Below are 11918 nucleotides of genomic sequence, written 5' to 3'. Positions count from 1 at the left end.
CACTCCGAGACGCACCGATGGAGGTGCGCGGAGGAAGGAGCGCGGAGACGACGAGCACGTCCCGCCCCCGCTCGCCGGAGCACGCAGGGGCGAGACGGCCGGTCAGCTCCCTCCGCCGGCGGCGAAGATGTTCTGCGAGATCGTCGCCAGCTGGCTGCGCAGCTCCTCGAGCTCCTGCTTGGCCTTCTCGAGGGCCGACTTCGTCTCCGGCCAGGTCGACGAGCGGAACTGCGAGGCCAGCGGACCATCCCAGACGTTCGGATCGGACAGTGTCCGCCCCTGTGCGTCGAGCCGGCTGATCTGATCGGCGAGGCCGCCGTTGACGATCGACTGGATCTGCTGGATCGCGGACTTCGCCTCGTCGGTCGAGAGAACACGTGACATGGATCACACCTTTCTACCCCTGCGGACGGGACCGTCCCGACCGCTCCCCACTCCACCAACGTTTCATGAGGATGTCTCGTCATGGTAGAAGGCAAGACAGCACAGACGGCTCGCGTGGCGTCGACGGCTCGACACTGGCGCGGGAGGTCGACTCACTCGCGAGTGGTGATCGCGAAGGGACTGCTCGAGAGGTCCGAGAACGCGCCCACTCGGGCGCGCAGCTCGCAGGACGGAGTCACCGTGAGGGCGGTCACCGTCAGCCCGTCGGACGACACGGCGACCGCGCCGCTGCAGCCGTCGCTGAAGCGAACGCCCTCCACTCCGCCCGCGATCGCCTCGAGCATGCTGCTCGCCGGCGCGGACGACGGCGTCGCGAGCAGGGGGTTCACGGGGTCGGCCCCGCTCGGCCAGACCGGCACCAGCGTCACCGGCAGCGGGGTCCGGCCGACCGTCCGCGCGGGAGTCTCGATCCGCACATCCCGCAGCCGCTGCACGGGATACGCCGTCCCGGTGACCGCAGGGTCGGCCACGGCCTGTGCCGTCGCAGACGCTGCCGCCGCCAGCCACCCGTCCAGGGCGCTCTGCTCGGCCACCGCGATCGGCACGGTCGCCGTGACGTCGACGATCCCCTGCGCCGGGACGTGCAGGTCCGTCAGGCTCCAACCGCAGCCGACCCCGACTCCGGTGACGCTCGGCCGGTTGCGCACCGCCGTCACTCCGGACCAGCTGGCCGCGGGGCACGCCGCCGCGGCGTCCGGGCCCGGCAGCACCTCGAGGAAGGACCCCGAGAGGGGCGCGCTCTGGGCGGAGTAGGAGATCTCGACGACCACGGCCCGTCGCTCCGCGTCCCAGGTGGCCGATCGCGTCACTCCGAGGCCCGTCGGCAGCGGCCGGTCCTGCTGCCGGGCCGACAGGTCGGCATCCGGCGCCGAGGCCCGTGCTCCGCCGCCGCGCGGCTGGACGGCGAGGAGCACCGCCCCGATGAGCAGGACGCCGGCGCCGAGGGCGGCGAGGATCATCCGCAGACGTCCGCCGCGCCCCCGCCGAGCTGGAGCCTCGAACGGCCGTTCCACCAGGCGCAGCTCGCGGCGCGGCACCGGGCGGAGCACGGTCGCCTGCGACGACGGGCCGAGCTCGGGAGCGGGCCCCTCCTCCACCGGCTCCGACGACATCTCCACCGCCATCCCGCGGAGGACCGTGCCCGGACGCTCGGCCTCCTCGAACTCCGCCGCGCCCGCCGCGAGCGGCAGCGCCGGCAGCCCGGCCAGCGCCGGGGAGAGGCGTCGCAGGATCCCCGCCGCCTCCGCAGCCGTCGGCCGCGACGCCGGATCCTTCGCGAGCATCCGGTCCAGGAGCGACGCGAGCCGCGGCGGCAGATCCAGCGGCGGCGGGAGCATCGCGACGTGCCGGTAGGCGACCGCGACGTCGGCGCCGGGACCGGCGAAGGGGGTCCGGCCGCACAGCAGCTCGTAGAGCAGGATCCCCGTCGAGTAGACGTCGCTCGGCGGGCCGGCCGCTCCGGTGGCGAGCATCTCGGGCGAGAGGTACTCCGGCGTCCCGATGACACCCGTCGTCGCGCGCGGCCCCTCGGCGACCACGTGAGCGATGCCGAAGTCGGAGACGCGGACGGCGGAGCCCGCATCGTCCGCACCCTCCGCGAGCAGGACGTTGTCGGGCTTCACGTCCCGGTGGACCGTGCCGATCGCATGCGCGGCGGCGAGAGCGTCGAGGATCGAGGCCGCCACGGGCAGCGCATCGACCGCCGGGAGGGTGCCCTCGTCCCGCAGCAGCTCCCGCAGCGATCCGCCGCCGACGAGCTCCATCACGATCCCGAGCGTCTCCCCCTCCACGACGAGGTCGAGCACCTCCACGACGTGCGGGTGCCGCAGACGGGTGAGCACCGACCTCTCACGGACGAACCGCTCGACCAGGCCCGCGTCGTGCACGTGCTCACCGCGGAGGAGCTTCGCCGCGCGGTCCGGCCCCTGCGCGTCGGCGACGCGCCACACCTCGCCCGCGGCACCCGAGCCGATCCGCTCGAGCAGGCGGTAGCGCGCCCCCAACGGATCCCCGGCACTCCTCGCCATGCCGCCTCCCGATCCGAGCTTCCGTCATCTTCGAGAGGAAGCGTAGCGGAGACCGCTCGGGCGGATCAGCGGTGGCGCATCGGCCGGATCAGAACCCCTCGTTGGCGCGCGGTGCGTAGTCGGCGCCCAGCGCCTCCAGCTCGTCGGCGGTCAGCTCCACGTCCAGCGACGCGACCGCGTCGTCGAGGTGGTGGAGCTTCGTGGCTCCGACGATCGGAGCGGTGACCGCCTCCTGCTGCCGGACCCAGGCGAGCGCCACCTGCGCACGGGGCACGCCGCGCTGCTCGGCGATGCGTGCGACGGTCGCGACGGTCCGCCGGTCGGCCTCCTCCTGCTGGCGGTAGAGGGTGCCGCCGAAGACGTCGGTCTCGGTGCGCGCCGTGGTCTCGTCCCAGTCGCGGGTGAGCCGGCCCCGGGCGAGCGGCGACCACGGGATCACGCCGACTCCCTGGTCGACGCAGAAGGGGTGCAGCTCGCGCTCGTCCTCGCGCTGGATCAGGTTGTACTGGTCCTGCATCGAGACGAACCGCGTCCAGCCGCCCAGATCCGCGGTGTACTGCGCCTTCGCGAACTGCCACGCCCACATGCTCGAGGCGCCGATGTAGCGCGCCCTGCCCGAGCGGACGACGTCGTGGAGCGTCTCCATCGTCTCCTCGATCGGCGTCTCGGGGTCCCAGCGGTGGATCTGGTAGAGGTCGACGTAGTCCGTGCCGAGACGCCGGAGGCTGTCGTCGATCGCGCTGAGGATGTGCCGCCGCGAGAGGCCGCCCCCGTTGGGGCCGGAGCGCATCCGCCCGTGGACCTTCGTGGCGATCACGACCTCCTCGCGGACCGCGAAGTCCGCGAGCGCCCGGCCGACGAACTCCTCGCTCGTGCCGTCGGAGTAGACGTCCGCCGTGTCGAACGTGGTGATCCCCAGGTCCAGCGCCCGCCGGAGGAAGGTCCGCGACTCCTCCTCGCCCATGCTCCAGCCGTGGGCCCCGCGGTCGGGAGCGCCGAAGCTCATGCAGCCGAGGACGATCGAGGAGATCTGCAGGCCGCTGGAGCCGAGTCGGGTGGAGTCCATGCGCGTCGCTTCCGTGTCGAGGAGGGGGTCCCTCCAGCGTCGCACCCGCGAGCGGCGGCGCGCCAGCCGTCCGGCTACACGGCCGGATCGCGACGAGTGGCGGCGACCACGCTCGGGAGGAACAGCGCGACGACGGCCACCACGGCCGGCGCCAGCAGCGCCCAGCCGATGTCGGGCACGGCGTACTGGCCCTGGAAGGCGCCGAGCGCCACGGCCATCATCACCAGCTGGATCGTCAGCGCCGACGCGCGCATCCAGCCGCGCCGTCGCACGGCGCCGAGCGTCGTCGCGGCGGCCCAGCACACGGCGATCAGCGCGAGGACGACGATGGCGATCCCTCCGCCGACCGTGTCGGCCCGGGTCGTCAGCAGCTCGAGCACGAGCCACGCCGCGACCCCGGCGACGGCGAGCGTCTCGAGGGCCAGGACCGCGATCAGCACCACCAGACCGAGCGGCCGGGAGGCGGTCGGGCGGGGTCCGCGGGACCCGTTCGCGTCAGCGGTCACAGGCACATCCCATCCAGGACTCTTGATTCGGGCTCATCCCCGTGACAGGCTAGTCCAGTTCGTTTCACCGCTCACAGGGTCGTGGGTTTCCGCCGATGTGAACATCCGATCCCGCCGCGCCGTCAGGCACGGGGGCGAGCCGGATGACCAGCACTGGAGCCGGGTGGCCGACGCAGTGCTCACGCATCGCGTCGAGTGCACCGGCAAGAACCGAGCGTTCTCCCGTCCACCACCCCGATCCACCCCGCGCTCCAGCACGGGGCCTCGTGGCGTGCGCCGGTGAGGGCGCGGAGGTCGAGTACTGGTCGGGATCGTCGGCGTGGATCGATCATCCCACCCGAACACTGCGTGGTTCCTCCACGCACGCCTTCACACAAGGAGCACCCGCATGGACTGGCGCGACAAGGCCGCTTGCCTCACCGCAGACCCCGAGCTTTTCTTCCCGGTCGGCAACACCGGCCCGGCCGTGGACCAGATCGAGAAGGCGAAGTCGGTGTGCGCACGCTGCACCGTCACCGAGGTCTGCCTCCAGTACGCCCTCGAGACCGGCCAGGACTCGGGCGTGTGGGGCGGCCTCAGCGAGGACGAGCGTCGCGCCCTGAAGCGCCGCGCCGCCCGCGCACGCCGCGCCTCCTAGGCGCACGAGCCGCTCGGCGGCACGAACGACCCCGACCCCCGTCGCCTCTCGGCAGCGGGGGTCGCGTCGTCTCCGGCTTCAGGAGCGGGCGCGCTCCAGCCACCGCAGCGGCACCTCGATGGTGACCTCGGTGCCGCGCCCGACCAGCGTGTGCCAGTCGATGGTGCCGCCGAGCTCGCCCTGGATGAGCGTGCGCACGATCTGCGTGCCCAGACCCGATCCGACCTTGCCCTCCGGCAGCCCGACGCCCGTGTCGCGCACCTTCACCGTGAGCTCGTCATCGCTGCGCGAGGCGACGATCTCCACGTCGCCCTCCCGTCCGGCCAGGCCGTGCTCGACGGCGTTGGTGACCAGCTCGGTCAGGGCGAGGGCGAGCGGAGTCGCGTACTCGCTGGGCAGGTTGCCGAAGCTCCCCGTCAGCTTCGGGTGCACCGTGGTGTTGTGGGTCGAGGCGACCTCGGCGATCAGCAGCAGCACCCGGTCGAAGACCGCGTCGAAGTCGACGTTCTGGTTCAGCCCCTCCGAGAGCGTGTCGTGCACGACCGCGATGGCGGCGACGCGGCGCATCGCCTGCGTGAGCGCCTCCCGGGCGAGGTCGGAGTGGGTGCGCCTGGCCTGGATCCGCAGCAGCGAGGCCACGGTCTGCAGGTTGTTCTTCACGCGGTGGTGGATCTCGCGGATCGTCGCGTCCTTGGTGATGAGCTCCCGCTCCTGGTGGCGCAGCTCCGTCACGTCGCGGCACAGGACGACGGCGCCGACCCGCTCGCCGCGGTCGCGGATCGGGATCGCGCGCAGCGACACCGTCACTCCGCGGGCCTCGATGTCGGTGCGCCACGGCGCCCGGCCGGTCACGACCAGCGGGAGCGACTCGTCGATGACGACCTTCCCCGCGATCAGCTTCGTGGTGACCTCGGCGAGCGACTCCCCCTCGAGCTCGTCGGCGAAGCCGATGCGGTTGAACGCCGAGAGGGCGTTGGGGCTCGCGAACGTGGTGACGCCGTCGACGTCCAGGCGGATCAGTCCGTCGGACGCGCGCGGCGCCCCGCGACGAGGACCGGTCGGCGCGCCCAGGTCCGGGAAGTCGCCCGAGGCGATCATCGAGAAGAGGTCGTTCGCGCAGTCGTTGAACGTCAGCTCCTGCCGGCTCGGCGTGCGCGTCTCGCTGAGGTTGGTGTGGCGCGTGACGACCGCGATGGGGCGGTCCGTCGTGCCGCCGTCGGAGGCCCCCAGGCGGCGCAGGACGGGCACCGCGCGCACGCGGGTGGGCGTCTCCTCGAACCAGTCCGGGGCGGAGGTGTCGACGATCCGCGCGGTCTCGAACGCCTCGACGACCTGGGCGCGCCACTCCGACTTGATCCTCTGCCCGACGAAGTCGCGGTAAAAGAGCGTCGCCGCGCTGCTGGGGCGCGCGTGGGCGACGGCGACGAAGCTGTCGTCGGCCGTGGGCACCCAGAGCACGATGTCGGCGAAGGCCAGGTCGGCGAGCAGCTGCAGGTCTCCGACGAGCAGGTGCAGCCATTCGACGTCCGCTTCGTCGGATCGGCCGTGGGAGAGGACGAGGTCACTGAGGGTCGACACCCGACAAGCCTAGGGCGCGGCCGGGCGGTGCACGCCGGGCTCGCTGTCCACAGCTCGGGACGGCCGACGATTATCCACAGTCTGCGCCTCTGCACTCCATGAGCATCCCTCGACTGCTTCGATGAGGTCGTCCTCGCGTGCCGACCCAGCGCGCCCCGCCCGTCGAGCAGAGAGGTGACCCGGACCCGTGAACAGCTCGTCCTGCCCCAGGAGATCGCCGCATGAGCCTTCCCCTCCACGCCTTCGACTACCGCACCCTCCCCCTCGACCCCGAGGCGGCCGTGGAGCGGCTCACCCTCGCGGAGTTCTTCGCCCCGCAGCCTGCGACCCGCGCGGAGCTGCCCGACCCGGAGCCCCTGCTCGCCCGGCTCACGCACCTCGTGATCGAGATCCTGGAGGGCTCGCGCGAGATCGACCAGATCGCGCGGTGGCTGAGCGACGAGGTCTACCACCACCTGCAGAAGCGGGTCGTGCTCGCGGCCCGCGCCCGCAGCCTGCGGAAGCGGACGGCGCAGCGCGTCCCGTTCACGGTCGGACGGGTGATCGTCACGGAGCCGCGGGACGGCGTCGTCGAGGGAGTGGTCCTGGTGCATCACCGCGCACGGAGCCGGGCCGTCGCGATCCGGCTCGAGGGCACGGACGCCCGCTGGCGTGCCACCGCGATCAACGTGCTGTGAGGAGCGGGTCAGCGCTCCCGGGCGGCCGCACCGGCCGGGAGCACGATCTCCGCTCCCCTGTCGCGCAGGGCCTCCTCGAGCTCCGGGGGCGGCGGGGCGTCGGTGACGAGATAATCCGCGCGACCGAGCTCCGCGACCTCCTCGGGGACGGCTTCACCGCCGCCGACTACGACCGCGTCGGCGGACTCCCTCCCCAGCCCGGCTCACAAGCGGTGTGCGCAGCGGTGGAGTCGACGCTCGAGGCCTGCTACGTCCCCGGGCTCGTCCTCGAGACGGACCGGCCGACGACGATCGGCCTCGGCGACACCTTCGCCGGCGGCTTCGTCTCGGCCCTCGCGCGCGGCGAGTCCTGACGGCGGGCGAGGCGGGGTCCGAGCCTCCGCAGGAACGCCGACGGCCCCGGACACCCGCTGCTGCGGGGCCGGGGCCGTCGGCGTCATCCGGGGAGGACTCAGCGGCGCTTGGACTGCGCGCGTCGCTCCTCGCGGTTGGCGGGGGCGTCCGAGCCGCCCGGCTTCTGGCCGAAGGCGCCGGTCGTCGGAGTCTCCTCCGCCTCGCCCTCGGGGAGCGCCTTGCGGGCCTCCTCGGCGCGGGCCTTCGCGGTGGCCGCCTGCTGCACCTGTCCGCGCTGGTCGCGGACCTCGACGCCGCCGGTGTCGCTCGGGGCCGAGTAGCTGAGCTTCTCGGCCGGAGCGACCGGCTGAGCGAGGCCCTTGGCCGCGACTCCGGCGACCTCGCCCTGCTTCTGGGTCACCTCGACCTCGAGGTTGAAGAGGAAGCCGACGGTCTCCTCGCGGATCTGCCCCATCATCTGCTGGAACAGGGCGAAGCCCTCGCGCTGGTACTCGACCAGCGGGTCGCGCTGGGCCATCGCGCGCAGGCCGATGCCGTCCTTGAGGTAGTCCATCTCGTAGAGGTGGTCGCGCCAGCGGCGGTCGATCACCGAGAGCACGACACGGCGCTCGAGCTCGCGCATGGCGGGAGAGCCCAGCTGCTCCTCGCGGCGCTGGTAGGCGAGCTGCGCGTCCGAGAGGATCTCGCGGCGCATGAACTCCTTGTTGATGCGACCGCGGCTGCCCGCCTCCTGCACCACCTCGTCGATGGTGAGGCTGATCGGGTACAGCGTCTTCAGCTCGGTCCAGAGGGCGTCGAAGTCCCAGTCGTCGCCGTTACCGTCGCCGGTGTGCACCTCGAGGATCTCGTCGATCACGTCGACGAGGAACTTCTGGGTGCGCTCGTGCAGGTCGTCGCCCTCGAGGATGTGGCGGCGGTCCGAGTAGATCGCCTCGCGCTGGCGGTTGAGGACGTCGTCGTACTTGAGGACGTTCTTGCGGATCTCGGCGTTGCGGGCCTCGACCTGCGACTGGGCGCTGCGGATGGCGCGCGAGACGACCTTCGACTCGATGGCGATGTCGTCCGGGACGTTGCCGCGGCCCATGAGCGCCTCGGCGGCGCCGGAGTTGAACAGGCGCATGAGGTCGTCGGTGAGCGAGAGGTAGAAGCGGCTCTCCCCCGGGTCGCCCTGGCGCCCCGAGCGTCCGCGGAGCTGGTTGTCGATGCGGCGCGACTCGTGGCGCTCGGTGCCGAGCACGTAGAGGCCGCCGGCGGCCTGGACCTTCTCGGCCTCCTCGCCCACCTTCTCCTTGACGGCGGCGAAGACCTCGTCCCACGCGGCCTCGTACTCCTCCGGAGTCTCGGAGGGGTTCAGGCCCTTGGCCGTCATCTCGGAGACCGCGAGGAACTCGGCGTTGCCGCCGAGCATGATGTCGGTGCCTCGACCGGCCATGTTGGTCGCGACGGTGACGGCGCCGAGGCGGCCGGCCTGGGCGACGATGGCCGCCTCCCGCGCGTGGTTCTTGGCGTTCAGGACCTCGTGGCGCACGCCCTTCTTGGCGAGCAGGCGCGAGAGGTACTCGCTCTTCTCGACGCTGGTCGTGCCGACGAGGACCGGCTGCCCGGCCGCGTGGCGCTCCGCGATGTCCTCGACGACCTGGGCGAACTTGACCTGCTCGTTCTTGTAGACGAGGTCGGCGTTGTCGATCCGCTGCATCTTGCGGTTCGTCGGGATCGGGACGACGCCGAGCTTGTAGGTCGACATGAACTCGGCGGCCTCGGTCTCGGCCGTTCCGGTCATGCCGGAGAGCTTCGCGTAGAGGCGGAAGTAGTTCTGGAGCGTGACGGTCGCCAGGGTCTGGTTCTCGGCCTTGACCTGCACGCCCTCCTTCGCCTCGATGGCCTGGTGGATGCCCTCGTTGTAGCGGCGTCCGGCCAGGATGCGGCCGGTGTGCTCGTCGACGATCAGGACCTCGCCGTTCAGCACGACGTAGTCCTTGTCCTTCTTGAACAGCGCGCGCGCCTTGATGGCGTTGTTGAGGAACGAGATCAGCGGGGTGTTCGCCGACTCGTAGAGGTTGTCGATGCCGAGGTAGTCCTCGACCTTCTCGATGCCGGGCTCGAGGACGCCGACGGTGCGCTTCTTCTCGTCGACCTCGAAGTCCTCGCCCTCGTCGAGGCGCTTGGCGAGGTTGGCGAACTCCGCGAACCAGCGATTCGCCTCGCCCGAGGCCGGTCCGGAGATGATCAGCGGGGTGCGGGCCTCGTCGATGAGGATCGAGTCGACCTCGTCGACGATGGCGTAGAAGTGGCCGCGCTGGACCATGTCCTGCGCCTGCCACGCCATGTTGTCGCGGAGGTAGTCGAAGCCGAACTCGTTGTTCGTGCCGTAGGTGATGTCGGCCGAGTACTGCTCGCGGCGCTGCTCCGGGGTCTGGCCCGAGAGGATCACTCCGGTCGTCATGCCGAGGGCGCGGAACACGCGCCCCATCAGCTCGGACTGGTACGACGCGAGGAAGTCGTTGACCGTGACGATGTGCACGCCGCGGCTGGCGATCGCGTTGAGGTAGGCCGGGAGGGTCGCGACGAGCGTCTTGCCCTCTCCGGTCTTCATCTCGGCGATGTTGCCCAGGTGCAGGGCGGCGCCGCCCATGAGCTGCACGTCGAAGTGGCGGAGGCCGAGCGTCCGGCGCGAGGCCTCGCGGACGGCGGCGAACGCCTCCGGCAGCAGGTCGTCGAGGGACTCGCCGTTCGAGTAGCGCTCGCGCAGCTCGACGGTCTCGTTCTTCAGCTCCTCGTCGCTGAGGTGCGTGAAGTCCTCTTCGAGGGCGTTGACGGCCTTCGCGTAGTTCTCGAGGCGACGGATGACCCGCCCCTCCCCGACGCGAAGGACCTTTTCGAGGACAGAGGCCACGGGGTACTCCAAAAAAGTAGAAGACAGGAGTCGCGCGCCGGAGCGCGGACCGCGACCAGCCTAGCCGGGGCGGGCGGCGAGCGGTCGGGGCGACGCGTCCGCCCTGGGCGGACTCCCTGCCTGGGCACGGGGAGGGCCCCGGAGCGGATGCTCCGGGGCCCGGGGTCGGATCTCAGCCGGCGGCCTGCTCGGCGAGCTCGTCGGCCTCGTCGCCGAGGCCGATCACGCCGTAGTCCCAGCCCTTGCGGCGGTAGACCACGCTCGGGCGGTTCGTGTCGGAGTCGATGAAGAGGTAGAAGTCGTGTCCGACCAGCTCCATGTAGTCGACGGCGTCGTCGACGGTCATCGAGACGGAGGCGAAGACCTTCTTGCGGATGACGACGGGGCAGTACGGCTCCTCGACCTCGTCCTCCACCGGCACCGGCGCCTCCTGCACGGGGATGACGCCCGTGCTCAGCTGCTCCAGCACCGCCGCGTCGGCCGGCTGGATGGCGACGACGCTGAAGTCGTCGGCGGCCGCGTCGCGGAGCGAGGTCGGCCGATGCTGGCCCCGATGGACCTTCTTCCGGTCCTTCGCGCGTCTCACCCGTTCGAGCAGCCGGCCGATGGCGACGTCGAACGCCGCGTACTTGTCGGCTCCGCTCGCCTCGGCCCGGACCACGGGCCCCTTGCCGATCAGCGTCAGCTCCACGCGGTCGCCGCCGGCCGAGCCCTTGCCCTCGGCGTGCCTGCTCGCCTTGATCTCGAGTGCGAGAGCACGATCGGCGAGGTGCGCCACCTTGTCCGACTTCTCCGTCGCGTACGCGCGGAAGCGATCGGTGATGTCGATGTTGCGTCCTGTGATGTCGATGTCCATGACAACCTCCCAGTCGAGTACGGCGTGCCGCCTTTCTCCGGGGCGGACCGTTCACGCCGTGCCCCCACCGTAGACCCCGGCCACCGGATCGTCACCGGGAGTTCGTCCGGATTCTGCTGCTACGTTCCCTCCTCGTTGCGCGGTGCCGGCCAGGGCCGCCGCGGCCCGGACCGTCCCGCCGGCCGCACGCACGGCGCGCCGGAGCTCGAGCAGGGTCGCGCCGGAGGTGACCACGTCGTCGACGAGGACCACCGGCGGCCACGACGAGAGCGGACGGCGGGCGCGGAACGCCCCGTCGAGGTTGCCGCGCCGCTCGATGCGGCCGAGCCCGACCTGGTCGCGGACCATCCGCGACCGCCGGAGAGGACGCGCCGCCCGCCCTCCCGCCGCGGCGACCAGCTGCGCGACGGGATCGGCGCCCCGCCGCACGCGGCCGAGCCAGGAGCCGGGCGGGACGACCAGGATCGCGGGGCTGCCTGCGAGCGCCGCGCCGAGGGCCGGACGCAACAGCGCGCCGAGCGGGGCGAGGCAGGCCGTGCGGCCCTCCTCCTTCAGCGCGACGACGAGGCGGCGCACCGTGCCCTCGTACGGGCCACCGGTGACGACGAGGAGCGGATCGTCCGGCGGCCCGACGACGCGGGTCAGCAGGCAGGCCGAGGCGGCCGCGTCGGCCGAGCAGTCCGGACAGGGCGCCCGGCTCGTCGGCTCTCCGCAGGCGGGGCACTCCAGCGGGAGGAGGACGGCGAGGGCGTCGAGCAGGTGATCGGAGAGCATGCCTCCACGTTCGCCGTCCGGGCCGCGGCGCGGGGGTGGATCCGTCGGATCGGGACGATCCGCCTGCCCGACGCGCCTGGGGAGGAGCATCCGGAGCGCTCCGTCG

Annotated in this window: 11 protein-coding genes; 3 read left to right on the top strand and 8 right to left on the bottom strand. The window is 72.0% G+C overall.

The window, feature by feature from the left end:
• Nucleotides 1-102 precede the first annotated feature (102 nt).
• From C5C30_RS00340 to C5C30_RS00325, 4 genes are all read right to left on the bottom strand, one after another.
• A complete protein-coding gene (locus tag C5C30_RS00340; RefSeq protein ID WP_104224124.1) occupies nt 103-384 on the bottom strand; it encodes a pyrophosphorylase in 282 nt (93 codons plus the stop codon).
• A 152-nt stretch (nt 385-536) separates the two neighbouring features.
• Nucleotides 537-2471: a serine/threonine-protein kinase gene (locus tag C5C30_RS00335; RefSeq protein WP_104332968.1), complete on the bottom strand. Its 1935-nt coding sequence runs from the start codon at nt 2469-2471 to the stop codon at nt 537-539.
• Nucleotides 2472-2559: 88 nt separating this feature from the next.
• Nucleotides 2560-3537 (bottom strand): aldo/keto reductase, encoded by a 978-nt coding sequence (locus tag C5C30_RS00330; protein WP_104283369.1) that lies wholly within the window; start codon nt 3535-3537, stop codon nt 2560-2562.
• Between the two features lie 74 nt (nt 3538-3611).
• On the bottom strand, nt 3612-4043 hold the full coding sequence (locus tag C5C30_RS00325; RefSeq protein ID WP_104255262.1) for a hypothetical protein: 432 nt from the start codon (nt 4041-4043) through the stop codon (nt 3612-3614).
• Nucleotides 4044-4431: 388 nt separating this feature from the next.
• Here C5C30_RS00325 and C5C30_RS00320 point away from each other — a divergent pair, with 388 nt between their 5' ends.
• Entirely contained in the window at nt 4432-4680 is a 249-nt protein-coding gene (locus tag C5C30_RS00320) for a WhiB family transcriptional regulator (RefSeq protein ID WP_055788231.1), read from the top strand.
• A 78-nt stretch (nt 4681-4758) separates the two neighbouring features.
• On the opposite strand, the gene C5C30_RS00315 is transcribed toward C5C30_RS00320, so the two are convergent.
• The gene (locus C5C30_RS00315; protein WP_104224128.1) at nt 4759-6258 is read right to left on the bottom strand and encodes a sensor histidine kinase; all 1500 of its coding nucleotides are present in this window, start codon (nt 6256-6258) and stop codon (nt 4759-4761) included.
• A gap of 221 nt (nt 6259-6479) precedes the next feature.
• On the opposite strand from C5C30_RS00315, the gene C5C30_RS00310 reads away from it, so the two are divergent.
• Both C5C30_RS00310 and C5C30_RS00305 read left to right on the top strand, forming a co-directional pair.
• Nucleotides 6480-6935 carry an Rv3235 family protein gene (locus C5C30_RS00310; protein WP_219812326.1) on the top strand — a complete coding sequence of 152 codons (456 nt, stop codon included), beginning with the start codon at nt 6480-6482 and terminating at the stop codon, nt 6933-6935.
• Nucleotides 6932-7288 carry a hypothetical protein gene (locus tag C5C30_RS00305; protein ID WP_104332967.1) on the top strand — a complete coding sequence of 119 codons (357 nt, stop codon included), beginning with the start codon at nt 6932-6934 and terminating at the stop codon, nt 7286-7288. Before C5C30_RS00310 ends, C5C30_RS00305 begins: the two co-directional genes overlap by 4 nt.
• A gap of 98 nt (nt 7289-7386) precedes the next feature.
• Here C5C30_RS00305 and secA read toward each other — a convergent pair whose 3' ends face one another.
• The 3 genes from secA to C5C30_RS00290 form a co-directional block, all read right to left on the bottom strand.
• The gene (gene secA, locus C5C30_RS00300) at nt 7387-10182 is read right to left on the bottom strand and encodes a preprotein translocase subunit SecA (RefSeq protein ID WP_104225488.1); all 2796 of its coding nucleotides are present in this window, start codon (nt 10180-10182) and stop codon (nt 7387-7389) included.
• A 172-nt stretch (nt 10183-10354) separates the two neighbouring features.
• On the bottom strand, nt 10355-11038 hold the full coding sequence (hpf, locus tag C5C30_RS00295) for a ribosome hibernation-promoting factor, HPF/YfiA family (protein ID WP_104319069.1): 684 nt from the start codon (nt 11036-11038) through the stop codon (nt 10355-10357).
• A 51-nt stretch (nt 11039-11089) separates the two neighbouring features.
• Complete coding sequence (locus C5C30_RS00290; RefSeq protein WP_104246661.1) at nt 11090-11812, bottom strand: ComF family protein; 723 nt, start codon at nt 11810-11812, stop codon at nt 11090-11092.
• Between the last annotated feature and the right edge of the window lie 106 nt (nt 11813-11918).

Origin of the sequence: Rathayibacter sp. AY2B5, from assembly GCF_002931645.1 — a bacterium.
Lineage (GTDB): Bacteria > Actinomycetota > Actinomycetes > Actinomycetales > Microbacteriaceae > Rathayibacter.
Note: the sequence above shows the minus strand (reverse complement) of the source record. Positions and strands in the feature narration are given on the sequence as shown.